Here is a 23061-nt window from a genome sequence, read left to right as displayed (position 1 = left end):
AAAGCGTCGGCGACAGGGACGTCGCCGACGCAGCGTACATGGATGCATTCACAGCGGTTTTGAAACCTATCACCCGGCGCTCCAGCGCCACCCAAATAGCAAAAAAACCTATACCACCAAACTCTCACATCGCAACCAATCCTCTTCCAACCCCATAACCACCCGATCCCCAACCTGCAACTCCCCTACCCCGGCAGGTGTGCCAGTCAAAACCACATCCCCCGGCAACAGCGTGAAGTAACTGCTGATATAGGCCACTAAATCTAGAATTGGCGTCAGCATATGAATGGATTTACCCCGCTGGCGGATCTCATCGTTCAGCCACAGGGTGTAGGTGAGATTGTCCCAATCCGGCAACCAGTCCAGCTTCACAAAGGGTGAAAGCGGGCAGGCGCCGTCAAACCCTTTGGCCTTCTCCCAGGGCTGCCCCTGGTTTTTCAGGTCCGACTGCAGCTCACGCAAGGTCAGGTCCAGGGCCAAACCCAAACCCGCAATCGCTCCGGGAACATCCGCAGGATTGGCGTCCGTCAGCCGCTCGCCAATCAACAGCGCCAGCTCCCCCTCAAAATGACAGCTCCCCCGGCCCCGCGGCAAATGGATCGGCTCCGCCATGGGCACCGCCGCCGTAGACGGCTTGATAAACAGCAGCGGTTCCTCCGGAATCGGGTTGTTCAACTCCTCCGCATGGGCCGCATAGTTGCGACCGACACACAGAATCTTCCCCGGGGGAAGGTCAACTGGAGAGTTACAGGTGAAAGTGTGCTTATACATAACCAGATTCGATAACTAGGATAAAAATTGCGTATAAAGCTTTGCAAAGCCCTTGTGGTATGATGCCGCCCTCGCCGGGACCCCGGCGATATCCAACTGGCTTTCGCCCCTTGTTTGCAATCATGCCGCGATGAAATCATCACCGCGCACGGCCAAGAGACTCGATATGGCTCCTCAGATTTCTCTTCAAAAAGACAAAATCCGAATCCTGCTGCTGGAAGGCGTACACCAGTCCGCCGTAGACCTGCTGAGTTCCCGCGGCTACACCAACGTCGAGTACATCAAAACCGCCCTGCCGGAAGACCAGCTGATCGAGAAGATCGCCGATGCCCACTTTATCGGTATTCGCTCGCGCACCCAACTGACCCGCAAAGTGCTGGAAAGCGCGAATAAACTGATTGCGGTTGGCTGTTTCTGTATCGGCACCAACCAGGTCGACCTGGAAGCGGCCACCGAGCTGGGCATCGCGGTATTCAATGCCCCTTACTCCAATACCCGAAGCGTAGCCGAACTGGTGATTGCCGAAGCCATCATGCTTCTGCGCGGCATTCCCGAGAAGAACATGGTCTGCCACCGCGGTGGCTGGCAGAAATCTGCGGTGGGCTCCTATGAAGCCCGCGGCAAGACCCTGGGTATTGTCGGCTACGGTGCCATCGGCTCGCAGACTTCGGTACTGGCGGAAGGTATCGGCATGCGTGTGATTTTCTTCGATGTGGTGACCAAGTTGCCACTGGGTAACGCGAGCCAGGTAAACAGCCTGGATGAACTGCTGGCGCAGTCCGATGTAGTTTCCCTGCACGTACCGGAACTGCCCTCCACCAAATGGATGATTGGCGCCGAGCAGATCGCCAAGATGAAGAAGGGCGCGATTCTACTCAATGCCTCCCGCGGCACCGTGGTAGAAATCGAACCACTGGCAGAAGCGCTGAAAAGTGGCCACCTGGCCGGTACCGCCATCGACGTATTCCCGGTAGAACCCCGCGGTAACGACGATGAATTCCAGTCGCCCCTGCGCGGCCTCGACAATGCCCTGCTGACCCCACACGTGGGCGGCTCCACCGTGGAGGCCCAGGAAAATATCGGTGTGGAAGTGTCCGATAAGCTGGCGCTTTACTCCGACAACGGCACCACCACCAGTTCCGTGAACTTCCCGGAGGTGGCGCTACCCGGCCACGCCGGTGCCCACCGCCTGCTGCATATTCACAAGAACGTGCCGGGTGTGCTCGGCGCGATAAACCAGGTGTTCTCCGACAACGGCATCAACATCTCCGCGCAGTTCCTGCAGACCAACGAATCCGTCGGTTATGTGGTGATTGATGTGGACGCAGAGTACTCCGACCTGGCGCTGGAAAAGCTGAAAAATATTCCCGGCACCCTGCGCTGCCGCGTGCTTTTCTAATTTCAGCGCGCACATCTAACAGGCCTCGCTGAGGTCTGTTACACTTTCTGAAACCCGGACCAGCGCATTCGCGCTGTCCGGGTTTCTTTTTTCTCGCTGTTTCATGTCGCCCGCAAACAGGCAGATCAACCCGTGCGCAACCAGGCTTTAAAGAACCAAAGTTCAGATTCCGCCACCGCAGGTTTGCTGGCCGGCCTCGGCGCCTACCTCCTGTGGGGGTTCGCACCGCTGTACTTCAAACTGCTCGAGCACCTGTCCGCACCGGAAATTCTGGCACACCGCAGCATCTGGTCACTGCTGTTGGCGATGGCACTGTTAACGGTACTGGGAAAACTGCATGGCGTGCGCGCTGTATTGCGCTCGCGTAAAGCCCTGCTGGCACTGCTGATTTCCACCGCACTGATCAGCACCAACTGGCTGATTTTTATCTGGTCGGTCACCAACAATCACCTGCTCGACGCCAGCCTCGGTTATTACATCAACCCACTGATCAGTGTATTGCTGGGTGTATTGGTGCTCGGGGAAAAGCTGCGGCCACTGCAGTGGTTGGCGGTAATGCTGGCGGCGGTGGGCATAGGCTATGAGCTCTGGCAGTTCGGACGCCTGCCGCTGGTAGCCCTTGGTGTCGCCATCACCTTCGGATTTTACGGTCTGGTGCGCAAACAGACGCCGGTTGACAGCCTGACCGGTCTCACCGTGGAGACACTGTTTATGCTGCCACTTGCGCTGGGTTTCCTGTTCTGGACCAACAGCCCCACCAGCAACCTGCTGAACAATTCCTGGCAGTTGAACGGCTTGCTGCTGTTGGCCGGCCCGGTAACCCTGACCCCGCTACTACTGTTCAATATCGCAGCGCGCAGACTCAACCTGTCCACACTGGGCTTTCTGCAGTATCTCGGCCCCACAATGATGTTTTTCTTTGCCGTGCTGCTCTATCAGGAGCCCTTTGATCAGGCAAAACTGGTGACCTTTATCTTCGTGTGGACCGCACTGGCATTTTACTCGGCAGATGCGCTGGTACAGCGGCGCAAGCGCCGGCAAATACGCAAAGGTCATTTTTAAGAGTGGATTAAAACGCCGGGATGGAGGAGTAGCGCCTATTGGGATAGCCACTCGTCAAGAGCGGCGATAATCCGCTGTCGGTAGGGCTGGGTCTCGTTGATCATCTGGTGGCGTGCACCGCGCACGATAACGCGCTTGCTGTTGGGGAAGCGGTCGCCGATCACACCCATGTTGTAGCGCCAATCCACGGTTTTATCGTCGGTACCCTGCACCACCAGTATGGTCTTGGTATTGCGCCGGGTTTTCGGAAACAGCGTCAGCCAGTCCACCATTGCCCCTAGCCAGCGAATTGACATTACCGGTGACTGCAGCGGATCGCGGTGGGCCTGACGGCGGGCGAACTCTGCATCGTGGGTATTGATGTTGAAACCCCGACTGGGGTGCGGCAACAGGAAGCGCCCCAGGTAAAACATCCACTTGCGCAAATGCCAGTTTGCCGGCCGCACCAGTGGCGCCAGTAGCATTACCTTGTCGAACGGCTGCCACTGACTGAACTGTAGATAGGCAAGCAGGGTGGCACCACCGGTGCTCTGCCCCATGGCGTGCCAGGGACCCGGCATCTTGTCTCTGGCACGGCTCAGCAGCGCCTCCAAGACCTCGCGGTACTGCATAAACGTATCAATGGCCACCGGCTCACCGCTGGACAGGCCATGACCCGGAAAATCCACCGCCACCACGTTGTAGCCGCGCTCAAGACCAAAGCGAATAGCAGAGCCGTATATACCGGTGTGGTCAAAGTACCCGTGACAGATAAACAAGGTGCCCTTGGGGCTGGCTACCCGCCAGTACTGGGCAACCAGTTCAAAACCGGCGGATGCGAAGGTGCCAATACCGGTCCCGCTGGCTCCGGCAAAATTCAGACGATAGAAATTGCGGTAAGAAATTACCGACTCAGGCAGGGGTTGGCCACAGGAAAAGTCCAGCGCCGGCAGCTGAGTGCGCAGTGCGGAATAGTCCGGCCGGTGAATGACCGGACTGGTATCTACGGCATTGAAATCTTTCAGCAGATCCATGACTCAATGGTACTGCATTTCCCCACTTGCGCCATCCCCAGACTGCGACTGGGTCCCTTGAGACTGCGAGAAGATTCTGGGAGCATCCTGTAAGACGAACTGACACTCTCCTGTTATGACAAATACACGCCTGACATCCGCCTTTGCCCTGACAATCCTTCTCGCTGCCTGCGGTGGCGGTGGCAGCGGCTCCGACAGCCATGGCGCCGATACAGGGAGCTCGTCAGGGGGCGCAGGCAGCAGTTCATCCGGCTCCTCAGGTAGCTCCTCTGGAAGCTCTTCGGGCAGTACGTCCAGTGGTGGTAATTCAGGGTTTTTTACCCTGAGCGGCCACATCCAGGCCCGCCCCTTTTCCGGCAGTGACGCCGATACCAATGACGCACAAGCCAGCGCGACGCCGAACAACCAGTCGGGCGATGCCCAAGCGGTGACGGTACCCGCCCTGGTTGGGGGCTTTGTCACCGCCTCCGCTACCGGCGAGCCCAGCGGCCGTTTTCGGGAGCAGGCCGATAGCGATGACTGGTTCGCCTTTTCCGCGCCCGCAGGCACCCAGGTCCTGCTGCAGATCCATCGCCACCAGACCCTACTGCCATTGCAGAATGATCTGGATCTGTTTCTCTACGACAAGGAAAACCCCGCCGAGCCCATTGCATCCAGTACCGATATCGACGAATTCGAATCGCTGACGGTTCCCCAGACCGGCAACTTTCTGCTGCGGGTAAATGCCGCGCGCGGGTACAGCAACTACACCCTGCGGCTGGATCGGCAGAACCAGTCTCACACTCAGGCCAGCCCATCCGTTGCCGACCCCATGGTGGCCGGTGAGCTGCTGGTTCAACGAGGTGGCAGCACCCCGCAACACTGGCAACGCCAGTTACTGCCGGCAACGGACCTGGACGACGCGTTCGGCGCGGCGCTGTCAATTCATCCCGCAGTCAGTGGCACCACCCTGCAACGCCTGCAACTGCTGTACGCGCGCAAATCACTGCTGGCACAGGGCGACGCTATACAGGTCGAGCCCAATTTCATTTACCAAGCCAGCGCCACACCAAACGACCCGCTGTACCTGCGCCAGTGGCACTACCGGAATATCCAGCTGCCTGCGGCCTGGAGCCTGAGCCAGAGCAACAGCGACACCGTGATTGCGGTGCTCGATACCGGCATTTTCAGTGCACATCCGGACCTCGTGAACAAACTTCGGGACGGTTACGACCTGATCAGCGACCCGCAGCGGGCCAGGGATGGGGACGGCCCGGACCCCGACCCGGAAGATCCGGGCGACTTATCCAGCAATCCGCGCAGCTCCTGGCACGGCACCCATGTTGCCGGCACTGCCGCCGCGGACACCGACAATACCGACGGGGTCAGCGGCAGCGGTTGGGATACCGCGATCATGCCACTGCGAGTACTAGGGGTCGGCGGTGGCACCAGCTACGACACCGCGCAAGCGGTGCTGTATGCCGCAGGGCTTGCCAATGGGGCCGGCGCTCTGCCCACCCGCCGCGCCGATATTATCAATATGAGTTTTGGCGGCAGTGGCTACTCACAGATCATGCAGGATGCCATTGACGCCGCGCGCAGCGCCGGCGTCATCGCGGTGGCCGCGGCCGGGAATGACGGTGCAGAGGCTCCCTCCTACCCCGCCGCCTTGCGCGGAGTAATTGCGGTCAGCGCTACCAATACCGCGGACGCTCGCGCCTATTACAGTAACTTCGGCAACTGGATCGATATAGCGGCCCCGGGGGGAGACATGCGCCTCAGTGCTGAAGATGGAATTTTCAGCACCTATGTCACCGAAGCCGCGACCAACACCGCCAGTTACGGCAACCTGCAGGGCACCTCGATGGCGGCGCCCCATGTCGCCGGTGCCCTCGCACTGATGAAATCACTCAACCCCGCACTATCCCCCGACGATGTGGATGCACTGCTGGCGGAAGGAAAGCTGACCCGGGATATCGGCGAAACAGGAAAAGACCAAGACTATGGTTACGGCTTGATTGACGCAGAGTCCGCCGCCCTCTCCGCCAACCAGACCCCGCAACAGAGCGTTCGCGCGGAACCTGGCCACCTGGATTTCGCCGGCAGCTACCGCAGGCTGACCGTAGTGATCTCCGATACCAGCGGTGGCGACAGTGCCATTGACGGTATCCCCGTCGGCGACCAGCCGTGGATTACCCGGGTAGATGCGGATACGGTGGATGCGCGCGGCTTCGGTCAATATACCGTGTTGGTAGATCGCAGCGCACTGGCCTATGGCAATCATACCGGCGCCGTAATTTTTCCCCTCAATGAAGCCCGCCTATTCTCGCTGCCAGTGCAGCTCACTCACGTCGAGCCTGCGGCCGGAGCAGTCAGCGCCGGTCAACAGTACCTGCAACTGCAGGGTACGGACGACGCAGGGAATTACACCGTTGTGGACCAGATTACGGTGGACGCCGACGGCGGCAGCTACCCATTTCAGTTTGCGAATGTACCGACCGGCAACTACCGCCTAGTCAGCGGCTCGGATCACAACGGCAATGGTATTTTGTGTGAGGCGGGCGAGTCCTGTGGATACTATCCCGGTGCGGAGACCACGTTTACCGTGGATGCCAGCCATAGCGATCTGATTTTTTTTTCGGACTACCTGAACCCCGCCGCGGAACCACAGCCGAAAGCACAATAGTCTCGTGCAGTGTCCCTGACATAAAACACAGGCACAAAAAAAGCGGGCGCAATGCCCGCTTTTTTTGGCTGAACCGATCTCAGTTGATCTTCGGTACCAGCTCGCCTTTCTCGTAACGCTGGAACATGGTTTCCAGGCTGACCGGCTTGATCTTGCTGCCATTACCCGCCGCGTTGAACGCTTCGTAACGGGCCACGCAGATTTCTTTCATGGCCTGGGTAGTGACCTTGAGGAACTTGCGCGGATCGAATTCGGACGGGTTCTGGGCCAGGAAGCGACGCACCGCACCGGTACTGGCGAGGCGCAGATCGGTGTCGATATTCACCTTGCGCACACCGTGCTTGATGCCTTCGCAGATCTGCTCCACCGGCACGCCGTAGGTTTCCGGAATCTCACCGCCAAACTCATTGATCACCTTCAACCACTCCTGGGGCACCGAGGAAGAACCGTGCATTACCAGGTGGGTATCGGGGATGCGCGCATGGATTTCCTTGATGCGATCGATCGCCAGAATATCGCCGGTGGGCGGGCGAGTGAACTTGTAGGCACCGTGGCTGGTACCGCAGGCAATGGCCAGCGCATCCACCTGGGTTTTCTTGACGAAGTCTGCGGCTTCTTCCGGGTCGGTCAGCAGCTGGTCGTGGGACAGTTTACCCTCCGCACCAACGCCGTCCTCTTCACCGGCCATACCGGTTTCCAGAGAGCCCAGGCAGCCCAGTTCACCTTCCACGGAAACACCACAGGCGTGGGCCATTTCCACCGCGCGCCTGGTCACGTCCACGTTGTACTCGTAGGACGCCGGTGTTTTACCGTCGTCCATCAGAGAGCCGTCCATCATCACCGAGCTGAAACCCAGCTGGATAGAGCGCTGACACACTGCCGGGCTGGTGCCATGGTCCTGATGCATTACTACTGGAATATGTGGAAATTCTTCCACAGCGGCCAGAATCAGGTGGCGCAGGAAGGGAGCGCCTGCGTATTTACGCGCGCCGGCGGAGGCCTGCACGATCACCGGAGAATCGGTCTCGTCGGCCGCCTCCATGATTGCGCGCATCTGCTCCAGGTTGTTTACGTTGAACGCAGGAATGCCGTATCCAAATTCGGCAGCGTGGTCCAACATTTGACGCAAGCTGATTAAAGCCATGAAAAAACCCTTTCTCGTCGAAATTTAGCTGGTATTGGGTGCGTGGGTTTCCTGTGAAATCCCCACTTTGTCGTGCGATTCCTGAAGCGGGGCTCCGGTCGCATCTCTTTTTAATTCGGGTCTCGACCACGACGATTGATTGTCGTGAGCGTAAATTTGAGTCGGGCGGTCTGTGACCGACCGCCCACCTTGCCCCCGCGCGCCGCGAGGTAGGTTGCTCGCGGTTATCTATTCCGCCAAGCGGCTATTCATTTCACTGAGCGGCTATTCATTCCGCTGCACGGCTCTCCAGCATCGCCACTGCCGGCAGCACCTTGCCTTCCACGTATTCGAGGAAAGCACCACCCCCAGTAGAAATATAGGAAACTTGCCCGGCAATGCCGTACTTGTCGACCGCCGCCAGGGTGTCACCACCACCGGCAATGGAGAAGGCATCACTGTCAGCAATGGCCTTGGACAGACGTTCGGTACCGCCACCAAACTGGTCGAACTCAAACACACCGACCGGGCCATTCCAGATAATGGTCTTGGCGTTCTTGAGAATATCCGCCAGCGCCGCAGAGGAGTCCGGACCGATATCGAAGATCATGTCGTCTTCAGTCACCGCATCGGCGGGCTTGGTTTCCGCCTCCGCGGATTCACTGAACTCCTTGCCGGTCACCACGTCGGTGGGCACCGGAATATCGCACTTCGCCATCAGCCCCTTGGCGGTATCCAGCAGGTCGTGCTCACACAGGGACTTACCTACAGGCTTGCCACTGGCTGCGAGGAAGGTGTTGGCGATTCCACCACCGACGATCAGCTGATCCACCTTGTCCGACAGGCTCTCGAGCACGGTCAGTTTTGTGGAAACCTTGGAGCCACCGACAATCGCCACCATCGGGCGCGCCGGGTTGGCGAGGGCTTTTTCCAGCGCATCCAGCTCCGCCGCCAGCAGCGGGCCGGCGCAGGCAATGGGGGCAAACTTAGCCACACCGTGGGTAGAGGCCTGGGCACGGTGCGCGGTACCAAAGGCGTCCATTACAAACACGTCGCACAGGGCCGCGTACTGCTGGGCCAGTGTTTCGTCGTCTTTCTTCTCGCCCTTGTTGAAGCGCACGTTCTCCAGCAGAGCGACTTCACCATCTGCCAGTTCAATGCCACCCTGCCAGTCTTTGACGACCGGCACATCTTTGCCCAGCAGCTTGCCCAGGTGTGCCGCCACCGGCGCCAGGGAAAACTCTTCCGCAAATTCACCTTCGGTAGGGCGGCCGAGGTGGGACATCAGCAGGACCTTGGCCCCGGCATCTACAGCGGCCTTGATAGTGGGCAGTGCCGCGCGAATACGCGCATCGGAGGTCACTACGCCGTCCTTTACCGGCACATTCAGGTCTTCGCGGATCAGAACGCGCTTACCCGCCAGATCCTGGTCCTTCATCAATTTAACCGCCATTACCAATCCTCTATTGCTGGTTGCTGAAGGGCACGACTACAAATCGACTGCGCGTGCGCCTGGCGGCGTCCGGCGGTGCTCGGCATGCTCATGTATCGCCCTACACTCCGCTGCCTCTTCTCCGGCGGCCACCACCAGGCACCCGCTCGCTGCGATTTCTAGAGGCGCCCTGAATACTTACTCACCGCTCCCCCATTGTTCTAGCGGGGAAAGCGGGCGCGGATTATACGCTTTTGCGCCGCCGGCGGTCACCGCCCAGGGTCGCGCTGCTGCAGCTATCCCGGGCCGGCTCGGTCAGGCGCGAGTATATCAATCCGTTTTGTAAATGAATTACCGCACACTATGGATAGCGAAGTGACACCGCTGTCATTTTTACAAGAAGGCAAAAAAAGTTCGGCGCCCTGGGTCTTCGGCCCGTCTGCCCCGCAGAGCCCGGTCACTTCGGAGCTATAGTTGGTGAACCCCGGCGAAAGAATGGAGAAACAGATGAGGGCCCAAGTGGAAGAGTTTCACGGCCAGTGTCCCTATTGCGGTGAAACCATCCTGATGCTGATCGATACCTCCGCCGGCAGCCGGCACTATATCGAGGACTGCGCCGTATGCTGCCGACCAATTCAGGTACTGGTCAGTATCGATCTGAGCGGGGATTGGCAGGTCCAGCTCAAGCACGAGAACGATACCTAGCACCCACAACCCGATTCCGTTTCCGCCTTTCCGAGAGGATGGAACCACACCGGACTTGATCCAGATCAATTCCACAGCCCACCCCCGCACATAAGATCCCGGCCCGCGCTGCCTGTCGCGGAATATTGAGCATCGCCGACGACAGAGGCACCGCGCACTAAACGTGGTCAGGGGGGTAAACATGGAAAATACCGATAGCGACACCGTTTTTCAGAGCTATGGACGCTGCTGCAACAACGAACGTTTCTTTATCGATTTCTACGATCGTTTTATGGGCAGCTCTGCCGAGATCCGCGCACTCTTCGTCGATACGGACATGGCCGCGCAACGGCATCTTTTACGCAATGGCATCATGCAGCTGGTGCTCCACGCAAGAGGCATGCCGGACACCAAGCTGCGTGCCCTGGGCTGCAGCCATTCACGCAGCGGCTTCAATATCCGTCCGGAGTGGTATCTACTGTGGCTAGACGCCCTGATCGCCACATTGTGGCAGCACGACCCATACTTCAGCGATGATATTGCGCGGGCCTGGCGTCGTACCATCAGTCCCGGAATTGACATCATCCGCAGCGCCTACTGAAAAATAAAAGAAAAGGCTTGCCGAAGGTACGGCAAGCCTTTTCTTTTTCCTTCCCTGCCCGCTCAGGTGCCATCACCCGAGCAAACAGCGCAATGAATCCACATTACTGCAGATCATTGATGCAGCGGTTGTACTCGTTAAGGTATACCGAGCTGCCCCGATTAGGTACAGCATTGGATTTATCCGCCGCAACATTACGACAACCTTCGATCTGGTCAGCAGTCACACCCGGGCCAGGCTGGGTTACCACAGACTGGTGCGTGGTAGTCTGACGATCCATCACATGAGGCGGATTGGTTTCATAAAAGTAACCACCCTGTTCGTTAAAACGATAGAAGGTGTCGCCACTTTTGTAATAGGTATTACCCATGATCTGCACTTCCTGTGCACCGGACGGCAGCTGAGTCATTGTGCTGTCGGCCTGGGCAAAACCAGCGATTGAACAAAACAGAACTACAGGTAACAGGTAACGCATGATGATCTCCTCATCTCCAATGTGCCCGGTAGTCTACTCACGGCATTTGGTCATCCCAACGAATTTAAAAAAATAAAACCGTTGAAATGACCTGAAGACTCAGCGAGGTCATGAATTAATTTGGACCCTGTAAATCCGCTTTCTGCTGGGCTCTCAGCTCCTCCAGTCGCTCACTGGTTTCCTCAGCATCTGCGGTTTTAGGAGCAAAATTTTCTACGGGCTTTGGGCCGGTTTGCAAAACACTTTCACGGAATCGCTGCTCATCGCTGTAATCCGGTGCCAGCACCAGTTTCGGCGCATTGCTGTTAAAACCGATCAGAACCCAGATAAAAAACAGAAGACACAGCAGGCGAATCACCACCGAGCGGTCCAGCAACCAGTGCAAACCCTCGCCACGCTGACGCAAAAACTGCACGCGCAGAACAATATTCAGCGCCAGCAGCACACAGGCGGCGATCACGATCCAGCTGGCGAGGCCCCCTAGGGCGCTCATCAACCAGTTGGCGATCTGTGAATTGAACTCCATTGAAGAACCCCACTCAGCGCTTGCGCGCAACCTGCTTCATCTGCTCGGAAAACACCGCCTGCTGCAGCCCAATGGTGCCCAGAGCCTCTACCGGCACGAACACTTTATTGTTGGATTCCGCCATGGTTTCCAGCACTTCCAGGGTGCGGTAAGAGAGGTATTTATCCGTTACCGACTTAGCCAGTAGATCATTGACCTCTTTCTGACCCATGGCTTTTTCGCGGGCGATGGCACGGTTCATTTTTTCCCGTTCCAGGTCGCGCTCCATCTGGATTTTCTGGATCTCGAACTGGGCCTTCTCCTGCTCGATCAGCTCGCGCCGTTCCGCTGCGCGCTCTTTCGCTTCGGTAATCACTTTGGGAAACTGCACATCGGCGATACCCAGGCGCTTGATCTTGATCGGTGTGCCATCGAGGGAAGAGGCCACTGCGGTAAAAAGTTCCTGGCTCAGCATCTCGCGGCTGGAGGCGATTTCATTGATGGAGTATTTGGCAATCACCCGGCGTACCACGTCGCGGATCACCGGCTGCGCATAAGTGTTGTACACCTGATTTACAGAAATGTTGCCATTGTGGGGTGGCATGCGGTCGAAAATATTGTCGATGTATTTCTCGTTGACCGCACCAGTCATACGGATATCAAAGCTCATGTTGAGCTGATCCCTGGGCATGAACAGCTTGAACTTTTCCATATGGCCGAAATCGGCAATGGCCAGGGTGACCAGTTTGTCGCAATAGTACAGGCACATATCCAGACGAAACTTGGATGGCGGCACCGTATTGGGCTTGTACCCGTTTTTGGTGAGGATTTTCCCTACGTGGGCCGGCGGCACCTCAACCCGGTCGGCGCAGGCGGAGAGCCCCAGAACCAGCCCTGCCAATGGCAGCAGCATCAGTGGTCGTGTCAGTTTGGACAGCTTTGGCATTCCTTTTTATTTCCTCTCATTTCCGGATGACCTATCAAAGGAGGGAATACCATAAAGAGCTATGGGGCAGGGAGCAAGCAGAAGAAAAAGCGCTGCCGTTGTGATCTAATTGGCCGCCTTATCTGACGAGATGGATCTACCAAGTGCAATCCGAATTCCTTACCGCCACTCTGTTCAATCTGGGACTCAATCTGCTCTACACCCTGCTTGCCCTGTTGATTGGCATGGTGGCGTTGCTGATTATTGACAAGAAGCTCCTCAAGCATGTGGATATCGAAGGGGAGTTGAAAAACGGCAATATCGCCGTGGCCATTTTTGCCTCGACGATCCTGATATTCGTCGCGCTGATTATCTCCTTCGGGCTGAAAGGTTAACAGCACCCATGCGGCAATTGCTTGCTGGTACCCTGCTTGGTATGTCGCTCATGCTGCCGGAGCTGATACAGCAGTGGCAGGCTTTACCGGCAGAGCAGTCACTGGGTGAAAACCGCCTGACGGCCATACACAATGAAGTGGCTGATGTACAGGTAAAAGATAGCCAGCGCGGTAGCGTGGTCATCAGCGGCAGCAGCTCGCCACTGACCGAAGCCATGGTTCAGCAGGCCGTCGCCAAGCGCTCGGAACACGAAAGCAGCTATATCTCCATCTGGAACTGGCAGGGCCTGGAGTCGGTCACCGCGTCTGCACGCGGTCTCGATAAGCTGCACCACTTTGCCAATAGCTATCTTGTGGGTTTCCAACCCTTTGAAACGAAATCCCTGTGGGTTCCTCTATACACCCTGGCAATCCGCAAGGAATATCAATACGACCATTTGCAGTACGCCGGTCTAGCGGATATCTGGCAGACCTCCCGCCAGGCCTATTATCAGAAGCGCGGCGACTGCGAAGACCACGCGATTCTGCTTGCCGACTGGCTGATCAATCTCGGTGTGGATGCACGGGTGGCTCTGGGCACCCATCAGGGCGAGGGCCACGCCTGGGTGGTGGCCATTGTGGATAACACCGAATACTTACTGGAGGCCACCAGCAAACGTCGACAGTCCAGCTGGCAGGCAATGCCACTGGCAGCGCTGGCAGAGGGTTACGAGGTGGAGTTTCAGTTCAACCGCGACTACTTCTGGGCCAAGACCACTTCCGCCCCCACACGCCGCTATCGCGGTAATCACTGGATCCGTAAATCCCAGTTTATCCGCGGCTGAGCAGCGCCCTGTAACTCTGTCGCGACTATCTTGTCCCGTTTCCGGGCCATTCCCGGTTACGACTTTATTGGCGACACCGCCGTGGCCAACGATGGCGACGGCCGCGACGCAGACCCCGGCGACCCCGGCGACTGGCTCAGGGCGTGGGAGTGTGGATTCTTCAATCCCTCGCAACCACGCAACAGTAGTTGGCACGGCACGCACGTTGCGGGCACCATCGCTGCGGTGACGGACAATAACCGGGGCGTTGCCGGCGTCGCCCACGGCGCCAGAGTTCTGGTGGCACGGGTGCTGGGTAAATGTGGCGGCTACACCTCGGATATCATTGATGCCATCGTATGGACAAGTGGCGGCAGCGTGTCCGGGGTGCCAACAAATACCAATCCCGCCCAGGTCATCAACCTGAGTCTCGGCGGACAGGGCAGTTGCAGCGCAGCCATACAGAGTGCGATTGATACCGCCCGGGGCAACGGCGCTACGGTGGTCATTTCCGCAGGTAACAGCAACACCAATGCCGCCGATTTCTCACCCGCCAACTGCGCGGGCGTGGTCACCGTAGCTGCCACTGATCGCCAGGGCAATCGCGCCGCATATTCAAATTACGGGGGAACGGTGGAAATCAGTGCACCCGGTGGAGAAACCTATGTCAGTGGTAACGGGATTCTCTCTACCCTGAATAGTGGCACTCAGGGTCCAACGTCAGAAAGCTACCGCTTCTATCAGGGCACCAGCATGGCGGCGCCTCATGTTGCGGGCGTCGCCGCACTGCTCTATCAGGCGAATCCCGCAATCACGCCGGATCAGGTCGCCAGTGCGCTTCAGACGACTGCTCGCGCCCTGCCCGGTAGCTGCAGTGGCGGTTGTGGCGCCGGCATTGTGGATGCGCGCGCGGCACTGAATGCAGTCAGCGGTGGCAACCAACCACCTGTTGCCGCATTCAGATGTAGTGATGATGCGCTTACCATCGACTGCCAGGACCAGAGCAGCGACGCCGACGGCAATATCACCGACTGGGCCTGGGATTTCGGCGACGGCAACAGCAGCAATACGCAGAGCCCGAGCCATACCTACACCACAGCCGGCACCTATTCCGTTTCCCTCACGGTGACGGATGACCAGGGCACCAGCGCCAGCAGTAGCCAGAGCGTAACGGTCACCGATCCAGATAGCGTTGGGCCCAACCAGCCACCGGTTGCGGATTTCACATTTTCCGTGGCCCGCGCCACCGCCAACTTCAGTGACGCCAGTAGCGACAGCGACGGCAGCAGTTCCACGGCCCGGAACCCCAGCCACGAATACGCCGACGACGGCACCTACAGCGTGACCCTGACAGTGACCGACGACGCGGGCGCGAGCCACTCGGTGAGCAAAAATGTGAATGCCACCTGTCGCTTCCGTTGGGGTGGCCGCTGTTACTTCTAATCGCGAAAAATACACAGCCAAAAACGAAAAGAGCCGCGTAATTTACGCGGCTCTTTTGCGATTGTCGGATTGATGAAAAGGGGCAGTAAATCGACCCCGTCATCAGATCGGCGATCCCGGCGGCATGGGTTTCAGGTCACCCTTGTCCACTTTCAGATCCCCGTTCATAAACGCTGCGATACGGTTGGCCTCATAAAAATAATGGGCGTTGTATCCCTGGGGATCATCACCAAACAATTTCATTTCACCGATCGCGTGCTGGAATTTGGCCAGTTCGAAGTTGGCGCGGGCGCGGGCGGACTCCGGCGCGCTCTTGTCACCGGCCAGTAACATCAACTGATGGATATACACGTGATTGACCCGCTGGTGGATCGCTGCCTGCAGCCCCTGGTACTTATCCTTATCCAGTGACTGCTCGGTAAGTTGCGCGAGCAGGGTATTGAACCCCGGGCCGTCGCCGCGGCGCGCCTGCTGTTGCTGCAACCGCGCGGCACGTTCCGGATGTAGCAGGATGGAATAGGTATGCCCAGCAGCCGCTTCCGCCATGGCAATCGCGTCAAAGGCCACGCCGGTATAGGCGGGGAAGCTTTCATTGCTGCGGCTGTAACCGAATGCCTTGGGCGGCAACAGTTTCAGTACCTTTTCCGGCAGGGTAAGAAATTCCGGCTGCAGGGTAAGTAACAGAGCATCGATGGCCTGCTGCTGCCGGTCGGCATCGACCATGCGATAACTTTCCGAGCCGGCATCGTTGTACAGGTAATCGTAATCCAGTCCACCGATAAGTTTACCCACGGCTTCCGCCTGATAGCGATGCCCGTAGTAGACCGGCACCAGGGTTTCATCCAGAGACGAGCGTGCGGCATCTGGCCTATTTGCGGCGGGGCCGAAATTCTCCAGGGCGTGCTTGCGCAGCTCCGTCATACGCTGGAATTCTTCCAGTGGCTCGCTGCCGTTATCCCACAGGTGGGATTCTGCATGGGCATTGTTGATGGTGCGGGAATCGCGGTCGGTAATAAAACGCAGCTTCTGTTTCCTCGCGTCCTCCAGCACACGTTCGAGATATTCCGACTCATCCCCTTCGGCAATTCCGTAGCCGTAACGGATCGCCAGTTTGTCCCAGGCGCCAATGCCACTGTCGTAAGCTTCGTGCACGTTCAGGCGCTTGCCGTTCATGGTCACCAGCGGTGCCGGGTAGTCCATCACCGAGGCGCGATCTTCCGCGCTGGCAATAAAGTTGTGCGCAAGGCCGATGGTGTGACCCACTTCGTGGGCGGACAGCTGACGAATACGGGCCAGCGCCATGGCTTTCAGTTTTTCCGTATCCGCATTTTCATCGCCGTATGGCTGCAGCAGACCCTGGGCGATCAGAAAGTCCTGACGCACGCGCAGGGACCCCAGGGTAACGTTGCCCTTCAGAATTTCACCGGTGCGCGGATCGTAAATGGAGTAGCCGTAGGACCAGCCGCGGGTGGAGCGGTGCACCCAGTTGATCACGTTATAACGCACATCCAGTGGGTCGGCGCCCTCGGGCAACAGTTTTACCTGGAAGGCATTGTCAAAACCGGCGGCTTCAAAGGCCTCGTTCCACCAGCTGGCGCCATCGATCAGCGCACTGCGCACCGGCTCGGGTACACCCGGGTCGATATAGTAGACAATCGGCTCCACCGGCTCATTACTGCCAGGACGTTTTTCCAGACGGTGACGGAAGATCAGACGCTGATCCATGGGCTGATCAATGGCAGTGGCGTAATCCCGGTAGATCAGCGGAAAGTAGCCGGAATTGGCGTGGAAGCGGCGGGGCGTGTAGCCCTCCTCCGGCAGTTCCACCAGGGAGAGGTGCTGACGCAGGGTCACCAGCTCCGGCGTTGGCACTACCTCTTTAAGATACTGGCCCGGTTCACTGCCGGCAAATGTCAGCTGCGCCTCAAACTCGCTGTTCTTTGGAAAGCTTTTACTGCGCGGTAGATAAATTGCAGACCGACTCGGGTCCAGACTGTAGCTGCCCTGGCCAGCTTGTTTAAGACGGTCGGCTATACCGTGCTGATCGCTGAGTACAAACGGGGTGAAGTCCAAAAGAACGGCCTTACCCTCCTCACCGATCACCTCAAATCCCCAGATCACTGAGGTGGCAAAGGCTTCGGATACGGCGCGGCGCTCGGCCGGGTTATCGGAAATGGCCCGGAACTTGAGGTTAATCTGATGCAATAGGACCTTGTTGCCCACACGCTCGAATTTGACGACCCGACTTTCCCCCACCTGATTGCGATCCAGCCCCACAGGGTTAGATCCCAGCCCCTGGGCGAGCCCAGTAAGCAGCAAAAGCTCGCGGTCAAAGGTATCCACTTCCAGCAATAACCGACCCTCCTGTTGATCCCAGTAAAAATCGAACAGTCCTTGCTGCTTTTGCATTCCGGCGGTCATCGCCGCAATGGACTCCCCATGAGCAACCGCACTGAATAGAAGCAATAATGCTATAGATAGCCGGTGAAACATGAATCCCCCAGGTTATTGTTGCTGATATTGTCAGATTTTTATTAATCGAAAGCCGAAGACTATCACTCGAGCAATGGCAGTCCACTGCCGCAGTGTACTGTTTTATTGGCTACCGTCAGATAATTCGTCTGATCGTACAAAACGTTCGCTTTATCCTCCGTCGAATTGATTCCCCCTCACCGCATTTGCCGTTGGCACGGTTAATGCTTTTTAGAACCTGTTCAATGACGAACAACCGGGGGAACCAATGAGCGTTGAGGAAGTGTCTCTGTTTATCCTGCTGCTTTGTGCCGCAGGTCTGATTGCGGGGATCACCGCAGGATTGTTTGGTAACGGCGGAGGCTTTGTGGTGGTCCCCGCGCTACTCGCCGTCTTTCCCTTTCTGCACAGTGCCAGTGATGAAATGATGCGTGTGGCCGTGGGCACATCTCTCGCCTCCATCGTAATTTCTTCGGCGCGCTCGGTGCAGGCACACCACAAACGGGGAGCGGTGGACTTCAAGGTGTTGCGGGACTGGTCGATCTGGATAGTACTTGGCGTTGGCGGCGGCCTTTATATAGCTTCGTTTACCGACAGTAAAAGCCTGGTCTACGTATTTGCTGCCGGCGTTCTGCTCTACTCCATCTATTTTCTATTTCCCAATTTATTCGATGGCCTAAAAGGAAAGCTGGAAATGCCCACCGGGATCGCCCGCGCAGGACTGGCCAGCTTTCTTGGTGGCTTCTCATCGCTGCTGGGTATCGGCGGCGGCACCATTACGGTAATGACCATGGTGCTGTGTAATCGACCAGCGCACCAGGCGGTAGCAACCGCGTCGGGTATTGGCTTTCTGATCGGACTGCCTGGCGCCATCGGCTTCCTCATTATGGGGCTAGGCGCACCGAATCTGCCCATGGGGTCCATCGGTTACATCAATATTCCCGCGCTGATCGCAATTTCAATTTTTTCAGTCATTTCCGCCCCGATTGGCGCGCGATGGGCTCACAGCCTGAACGAGCTGCACCTGAAACGCCTGTTCGGGGTTTATCTGATCGCTGTGTCTGTTGCCATGTTCGCCAAAGCCTGAATCCAGGCATCACGCTGCGCGGCGAGTTGCAGCAAATAACCCGATAAACAACTCACAACTACGACCTGACCGGGAGGGACAATAATGCATAAATCACTCAGCAGGAGGTTATTTCTTCAGGGGACCACTGCCACAGTTTCAGCTGCCCTTGCTACCGCAAGTGCCACCAGCCTGGCAGCAGCCACGAAAGAAATGACGCGCCCAGCCCCGCTTTATGGACCGCCGCCAGGCGTGGCCAAGCTCAACGCAAATGAAAACCCGTATGGCCCCAGCCCCGCCGCACTGAAAGCGATGATGGAAGCGAGCCAGAAGGGGGCCTATTACGTCTACGATAGCGTTACGCGCCTGAAAGCCATGATCGCGGAGCGGCATGGTGTTACGCCAGACCACGTCACCCTGGGGTCGGGATCCAGTGCGGGCCTTGCGGCGGCAGCCGTTACCGCTGCACAGACCGGCAACATTCTCGGCCCCGATCTGTTCTGGGACACCACTTCCCGGGTCGTCGAAATCCAGAACATCGGCGAAATCAAGCGCCTGCCAAAACTGGAATCCCTCGCCATTGACCTCGACGCGATGTACCGCGCGATTGATGACAGTATTTCAATGGTGCAGGTAACCAATCCGAACAACCCCACTGGCATGCTGATCGATCCGATAGCAATGCGTAACTTCTGCATCAAGGCTTCCAAAAAGTGCACCGTGCTCGCCGATGAGGCTTACAACGAACTCACAGACAATAGCGATGCAAATACTGTGATACCACTTATCAAGGATGGCCACGACATTATCGTTGCGCGTACTTTTTCCAAGATCTATGGTCTCGCCGGAATGCGCGTGGGTTATCTGATTGCCCAACCAGAAAAAATAGAACAGATGGAAAAATTCGGGCTCGGCTGGTACGGCCTTAATCAGGCTGGCCTCGCCGCCGCCATTGCCTGCTATGAAGATCATCGCTTTATGGATTACTGCCGATCGAAAGTGGTTGAAGCACGGGAGATGGTGGGTGCAGCGATCAAGGAGAATGGCCTTAGCGCACTTCCCTCAGTAACCAACTTCATGTTCGTCAATCTCGGTGATCTGAACGCGGAAACCTTCCGTGCGGAAATGGCCAAGGAAAATGTACTGATTCGCGGCATTTATCGTGACTACAATAACTGGTCACGGGTCAGTATGGGGCACTTGGAAGATGTACAGAAATATACATCTGCGCTACCTAAAGTTCTACACCGCATGACCTGACAACCGGTTTACAATCGCTCCAATGTTCAGGCCAGCTTTGCTGGCCTTTTTTGTGCCCGACAATCGATGCAAAACCCTGGACAAAAAAATCCCCGCGGAGCGGGGATAAGGTCTTGTAGAAGACACGTCAAATAACGATAAAAACGTAGCGAGCGCGTATCTGGTGGTGACCGCCGGAACGGAGGCTTCGGAGCGTACATCCAGTACAAGAGCATAGCGACCGGGCTGGCGCACCAGTACCGCCGGGCGCCGCCAGACACGTGCGCAGAAGTTTTTATTAGAAATTGTGGCTTAGGCTCATGTAGTAGAAACTCCCCTGCCAGTCGACAACAGTATCGGCTGCATAAAGCGCACCACAGCAATAGTCGCCGAGAGCATCTTTCTCAGGATACTCATCAAATATATTACGCCCGCCCAAACTGACATTGGTGTTATCCGTGATATGGTATTTCCCTTCCAGATCAACCTGTACGATAGGATCGTAAGTCTGGAAAACCAGACCATCATCAGTTCCCTGGGAGTTTTTATAGCTGCCGTACCAGTTGGCCCGAGCCATAAAAGAGAGAGCGCCGAAATCGTGCGTAGCGGTCAGTGCACCGCGCAACGTCGGGTCAAAATTCTCAAAGTCGTACATATCCTCTTCGTTTAGATACGCAGAGGGATCCGAAGCAAATTCGGACTTATTGTAATTGACCGAAGCGGTGACATTGGTAGTGCTGTCATTGCTCCAGGTGAGCGGGTAAGTTGCAACCAAATCCACCCCCTGAGTTCGGGTGTCAAACGCATTGGTGAAGTAGAAAACCCCTCCGATGGATTCGGCCCCTACAACACCGGCATCCACCAATGCAAGATAATTCACATAGGCGGAACCACTGCCTGCATCGGCAGACACATCCAGCGTGGAAATCGCATAGGTACGATCATCCACATCAATGCGATAGAAATCGATCGTCAAGCTGAGATTGTCGAAGTCCGCGGTCATACCGAAGGTAAAGTTGGTAGAGGTTTCGGGCTTCAGCGCTTCGGCACCCAGTGCCGCTGCTACATCGCTAGAAGCCGGGAAAAGCCCGGTAGCCACAGGAAAGCCATTCGGCAGTCGCGTGGACACGTTGGTAGTCCCCTGCTGACCAGGTGTTGGTGCACGGAAGCCGGTACCGATGGAGGAGCGCAGCCCGATACTATCGGTGATGTCATATTGCATCGCCAGCTTGCCGACGAGTTCGGAATCAAAATCCGAATAATCTTCAAACCGCATCGCAGCCTGCACAAACAACTGGTCACTGAGGTCGGTACTCAGATCGCCATAGACAGCATAGGAATCGCGAGAATAGCTGCCGCTGTATTCCGGTGAGTAACCGGGGAAACCGTTCGATCCTACTCCGACCACGGTGTACACCGGGTCGTCGGGGTTGTCACAGGCGAGACTCGAGCCGGCAAGAATCGCGGCGTTCCCCGCTTCCGTGGCTGTACCGTCGTCGTTACAAAGATTCCAGGGGTCCTGAGTCGCGTAGGGTCCAGCAGCATAGGAATCTGCGTCACCGCCAGTCAGCTCATAGGACTCATCCATATAACTCAGGCCAAACGCAGCCACCACCGGGCTGGAAAGTCCCAGCATCAGCTCCTTGGAGAAGTCCGCCTGAATCTGAAATTCCTCGTTGGCCAATGTGCCCGGTTGAAACGAAGTAGGGCTATCGGGCCCCATTGATGGGTTAATGGTATTTTTCAGAGTGTAAGCCACTTCCGAAAAACCATAGCGTGCACTGAAATCGTACAGCAGTCCGGACGTCATTTCTCCTTTTAGGCCGGATGCCAGGGAGTAATCGGTTACCTCACCGAAAAAGCGCGGGGTAAAGCCTCCGGGAAATTTCTCTAGTGGGCTATAGATGGACCCGTCTTCCTCACGGAGATCCATGATGGTGCCATTGTTGGGATAGCGGTAGTAGAAACTGCCATCTGCTTCACTCTGCGAATAGTTACCGAAAGCGTAAAGCTCTTTGCCATTACCTAAATCGTAGCCGGCATTAAAGAACAATCGCGCCGCCTCCGTGTTTGGCTGCCCCCACGGCTGCACCACATCGCCTTCCAGTGAAGCATTTTTTGCCGCTTCAATAAAATCTGCATTCTGATCATTCAGGCAGAACCAGCTTTCACAATATTGCTCACTGCGCGAGGTAAAATCAGACTGTGAGACTTCGCCAGATATACTCAGGAATCCCTCGCTACTCAGGGGCATCCCCACGTTACCGGTTGCGGTACTTTGAAATCCATCGCCCTCGCTATACTCACCGGCACGCACACCGATGGAACCACCCTCCGCATTATCTTTCAGAATAAAATTGATTACCCCGGCGATGGCATCGGAGCCGTACTGAGCAGCAGCGCCATCGCGCAAGACCTCGACAGATTTCAACGCTGAACTGGGAATGGTGGCAATGTCTGGCCCCTGGGTTCCGGAACCGCCAATCTCAACCAATGCCGCACGGTGACGACGCTTGGAGTTCACCAAAACCAGAGTTTTGTCTGTAGGCATTCCACGCAACTGTGCGGGACGAATGAAAGTACCACCGTCACTGATCGGCTGGCGGGACACGTTATAGGAGGGGACCAGGGTCTTCAGTACATCGTTGGTATCGGTGTGTGATACCGACTCCAGCGCTTCACTACCAAACACATCCACCGGCACCGGAGAATCGGATACGGAACGCGGTTTGCCGCGCAGACCGGTCACCGCCACCTCCTCTATTTCCTCTGCCAATACCGGCGCACTCGGTGCCGTTATTCCACTGGCGATGATTGCTACCACGGCACAACTCAGTACTTTCTTTTGCGTAAGTGACTGCTTCATTAGCGACCCCTTGGTTTGAACGAATGCCATAACGATTATTATTTTTCAGACAAAAGAACCCCCTGCCACGCACACGCTTGGTGCTGACATAGAAACCACATACCAATCCGGCTTTGCTAAAA

The 23061-nt window shown here is 56.9% G+C and carries 19 protein-coding genes; 10 read left to right on the top strand and 9 right to left on the bottom strand.

The window, feature by feature from the left end:
* Positions 1 to 108: 108 nt before the first annotated feature.
* The gene (locus AU11_RS15665) at positions 109 to 771 is read right to left on the bottom strand and encodes a fumarylacetoacetate hydrolase family protein (RefSeq protein ID WP_043320192.1); all 663 of its coding nucleotides are present in this window, start codon (positions 769 to 771) and stop codon (positions 109 to 111) included.
* A gap of 166 nt (positions 772 to 937) precedes the next feature.
* Between AU11_RS15665 and serA the strand changes: the two genes are divergently transcribed.
* Complete coding sequence (serA, locus tag AU11_RS15660; RefSeq protein ID WP_043320191.1) at positions 938 to 2170, top strand: phosphoglycerate dehydrogenase; 1233 nt, start codon at positions 938 to 940, stop codon at positions 2168 to 2170.
* A 132-nt stretch (positions 2171 to 2302) separates the two neighbouring features.
* Positions 2303 to 3232 carry an EamA family transporter RarD gene (rarD, locus tag AU11_RS15655; RefSeq protein WP_051687307.1) on the top strand — a complete coding sequence of 310 codons (930 nt, stop codon included), beginning with the start codon at positions 2303 to 2305 and terminating at the stop codon, positions 3230 to 3232.
* Positions 3233 to 3267: 35 nt separating this feature from the next.
* Here rarD and AU11_RS15650 read toward each other — a convergent pair whose 3' ends face one another.
* Positions 3268 to 4245, bottom strand: a complete 978-nt coding sequence (locus AU11_RS15650; RefSeq protein WP_043320190.1) for an alpha/beta hydrolase — start codon at positions 4243 to 4245, stop codon at positions 3268 to 3270.
* Between the two features lie 115 nt (positions 4246 to 4360).
* Between AU11_RS15650 and AU11_RS15645 the strand changes: the two genes are divergently transcribed.
* Positions 4361 to 6910 carry a S8 family serine peptidase gene (locus AU11_RS15645; protein ID WP_043320189.1) on the top strand — a complete coding sequence of 850 codons (2550 nt, stop codon included), beginning with the start codon at positions 4361 to 4363 and terminating at the stop codon, positions 6908 to 6910.
* A 79-nt stretch (positions 6911 to 6989) separates the two neighbouring features.
* On the opposite strand, the gene fba is transcribed toward AU11_RS15645, so the two are convergent.
* On the bottom strand, positions 6990 to 8054 hold the full coding sequence (gene fba, locus AU11_RS15640; protein ID WP_043320188.1) for a class II fructose-bisphosphate aldolase: 1065 nt from the start codon (positions 8052 to 8054) through the stop codon (positions 6990 to 6992).
* Positions 8055 to 8322: 268 nt separating this feature from the next.
* Positions 8323 to 9486: a phosphoglycerate kinase gene (locus AU11_RS15635; RefSeq protein WP_043320187.1), complete on the bottom strand. Its 1164-nt coding sequence runs from the start codon at positions 9484 to 9486 to the stop codon at positions 8323 to 8325.
* A 486-nt stretch (positions 9487 to 9972) separates the two neighbouring features.
* Here AU11_RS15635 and AU11_RS15630 point away from each other — a divergent pair, with 486 nt between their 5' ends.
* Positions 9973 to 10170 carry a CPXCG motif-containing cysteine-rich protein gene (locus AU11_RS15630; RefSeq protein WP_043320629.1) on the top strand — a complete coding sequence of 66 codons (198 nt, stop codon included), beginning with the start codon at positions 9973 to 9975 and terminating at the stop codon, positions 10168 to 10170.
* Between the two features lie 181 nt (positions 10171 to 10351).
* Positions 10352 to 10750, top strand: coding sequence for a globin (locus tag AU11_RS15625; RefSeq protein WP_043320186.1), 399 nt, complete (start codon positions 10352 to 10354; stop codon positions 10748 to 10750).
* 103 nt (positions 10751 to 10853) lie between these two features.
* On the opposite strand, the gene AU11_RS15620 is transcribed toward AU11_RS15625, so the two are convergent.
* The 3 genes from AU11_RS15620 to AU11_RS15610 all read right to left on the bottom strand — a co-directional run bounded on the left by AU11_RS15620 (position 10854) and on the right by AU11_RS15610 (position 12676).
* Complete coding sequence (locus AU11_RS15620; RefSeq protein ID WP_043320185.1) at positions 10854 to 11225, bottom strand: hypothetical protein; 372 nt, start codon at positions 11223 to 11225, stop codon at positions 10854 to 10856.
* A 115-nt stretch (positions 11226 to 11340) separates the two neighbouring features.
* Positions 11341 to 11751 (bottom strand): hypothetical protein, encoded by a 411-nt coding sequence (locus AU11_RS15615; RefSeq protein ID WP_043320184.1) that lies wholly within the window; start codon positions 11749 to 11751, stop codon positions 11341 to 11343.
* 13 nt (positions 11752 to 11764) lie between these two features.
* The gene (locus tag AU11_RS15610) at positions 11765 to 12676 is read right to left on the bottom strand and encodes an SPFH domain-containing protein (protein ID WP_051687306.1); all 912 of its coding nucleotides are present in this window, start codon (positions 12674 to 12676) and stop codon (positions 11765 to 11767) included.
* 143 nt (positions 12677 to 12819) lie between these two features.
* On the opposite strand from AU11_RS15610, the gene AU11_RS15605 reads away from it, so the two are divergent.
* The 3 genes from AU11_RS15605 to AU11_RS17880 are packed head-to-tail and all read left to right on the top strand — an operon-like array spanning position 12820 to position 15296.
* The gene (locus AU11_RS15605) at positions 12820 to 13050 is read left to right on the top strand and encodes a DUF350 domain-containing protein (protein WP_043320183.1); all 231 of its coding nucleotides are present in this window, start codon (positions 12820 to 12822) and stop codon (positions 13048 to 13050) included.
* 8 nt (positions 13051 to 13058) lie between these two features.
* Positions 13059 to 13874: a transglutaminase domain-containing protein gene (locus AU11_RS15600; RefSeq protein WP_043320182.1), complete on the top strand. Its 816-nt coding sequence runs from the start codon at positions 13059 to 13061 to the stop codon at positions 13872 to 13874.
* 30 nt (positions 13875 to 13904) lie between these two features.
* Positions 13905 to 15296: a S8 family serine peptidase gene (locus AU11_RS17880; RefSeq protein WP_051687305.1), complete on the top strand. Its 1392-nt coding sequence runs from the start codon at positions 13905 to 13907 to the stop codon at positions 15294 to 15296.
* Between the two features lie 102 nt (positions 15297 to 15398).
* Here AU11_RS17880 and AU11_RS15590 read toward each other — a convergent pair whose 3' ends face one another.
* Positions 15399 to 17705, bottom strand: coding sequence for a zinc-dependent metalloprotease (locus AU11_RS15590; protein ID WP_231491988.1), 2307 nt, complete (start codon positions 17703 to 17705; stop codon positions 15399 to 15401).
* Positions 17706 to 18036: 331 nt separating this feature from the next.
* Here AU11_RS15590 and AU11_RS15585 point away from each other — a divergent pair, with 331 nt between their 5' ends.
* On the top strand, positions 18037 to 18855 hold the full coding sequence (locus AU11_RS15585; RefSeq protein ID WP_043320180.1) for a sulfite exporter TauE/SafE family protein: 819 nt from the start codon (positions 18037 to 18039) through the stop codon (positions 18853 to 18855).
* 231 nt (positions 18856 to 19086) lie between these two features.
* Positions 19087 to 20094 carry a histidinol-phosphate transaminase gene (locus tag AU11_RS15580; RefSeq protein WP_231491979.1) on the top strand — a complete coding sequence of 336 codons (1008 nt, stop codon included), beginning with the start codon at positions 19087 to 19089 and terminating at the stop codon, positions 20092 to 20094.
* A 277-nt stretch (positions 20095 to 20371) separates the two neighbouring features.
* Here the strand turns inward: AU11_RS15580 and AU11_RS15575 are convergent, their stop codons facing one another.
* Positions 20372 to 22939: a TonB-dependent siderophore receptor gene (locus tag AU11_RS15575; protein WP_043320177.1), complete on the bottom strand. Its 2568-nt coding sequence runs from the start codon at positions 22937 to 22939 to the stop codon at positions 20372 to 20374.
* Positions 22940 to 23061: the final 122 nt, after the last annotated feature.

Origin of the sequence: Microbulbifer sp. HZ11 (assembly GCF_000708675.1) — a bacterium.
In the GTDB taxonomy this organism is placed as follows: Bacteria; Pseudomonadota; Gammaproteobacteria; order Pseudomonadales; family Cellvibrionaceae; genus Microbulbifer.
Note: the sequence above shows the minus strand (reverse complement) of the source record. Positions and strands in the feature narration are given on the sequence as shown.

Excerpts from the sequence above, each read along its gene's own strand:
- fba (WP_043320188.1), bottom strand. The coding sequence starts at position 8,054 with ATGGCTTTAATCAGCTTGCGTCAAATGTTGGACCACGCTGCCGAATTT.
- AU11_RS15630 (WP_043320629.1), top strand. The coding sequence starts at position 9,973 with ATGAGGGCCCAAGTGGAAGAGTTTCACGGCCAGTGTCCCTATTGCGGT.
- AU11_RS15585 (WP_043320180.1), top strand. The coding sequence starts at position 18,037 with ATGAGCGTTGAGGAAGTGTCTCTGTTTATCCTGCTGCTTTGTGCCGCA.
- AU11_RS15625 (WP_043320186.1), top strand. The coding sequence starts at position 10,352 with ATGGAAAATACCGATAGCGACACCGTTTTTCAGAGCTATGGACGCTGC.
- AU11_RS15615 (WP_043320184.1), bottom strand. The coding sequence starts at position 11,751 with ATGGAGTTCAATTCACAGATCGCCAACTGGTTGATGAGCGCCCTAGGG.
- AU11_RS15645 (WP_043320189.1), top strand. The coding sequence starts at position 4,361 with ATGACAAATACACGCCTGACATCCGCCTTTGCCCTGACAATCCTTCTC.
- AU11_RS15600 (WP_043320182.1), top strand. The coding sequence starts at position 13,059 with ATGCGGCAATTGCTTGCTGGTACCCTGCTTGGTATGTCGCTCATGCTG.
- AU11_RS15665 (WP_043320192.1), bottom strand. The coding sequence starts at position 771 with ATGTATAAGCACACTTTCACCTGTAACTCTCCAGTTGACCTTCCCCCG.
- AU11_RS15650 (WP_043320190.1), bottom strand. The coding sequence starts at position 4,245 with ATGGATCTGCTGAAAGATTTCAATGCCGTAGATACCAGTCCGGTCATT.
- AU11_RS15635 (WP_043320187.1), bottom strand. The coding sequence starts at position 9,486 with ATGGCGGTTAAATTGATGAAGGACCAGGATCTGGCGGGTAAGCGCGTT.
- AU11_RS15620 (WP_043320185.1), bottom strand. The coding sequence starts at position 11,225 with ATGCGTTACCTGTTACCTGTAGTTCTGTTTTGTTCAATCGCTGGTTTT.
- AU11_RS15575 (WP_043320177.1), bottom strand. The coding sequence starts at position 22,939 with ATGAAGCAGTCACTTACGCAAAAGAAAGTACTGAGTTGTGCCGTGGTA.
- AU11_RS15610 (WP_051687306.1), bottom strand. The coding sequence starts at position 12,676 with ATGCCAAAGCTGTCCAAACTGACACGACCACTGATGCTGCTGCCATTG.
- serA (WP_043320191.1), top strand. The coding sequence starts at position 938 with ATGGCTCCTCAGATTTCTCTTCAAAAAGACAAAATCCGAATCCTGCTG.
- AU11_RS15590 (WP_231491988.1), bottom strand. The coding sequence starts at position 17,705 with ATGCAAAAGCAGCAAGGACTGTTCGATTTTTACTGGGATCAACAGGAG.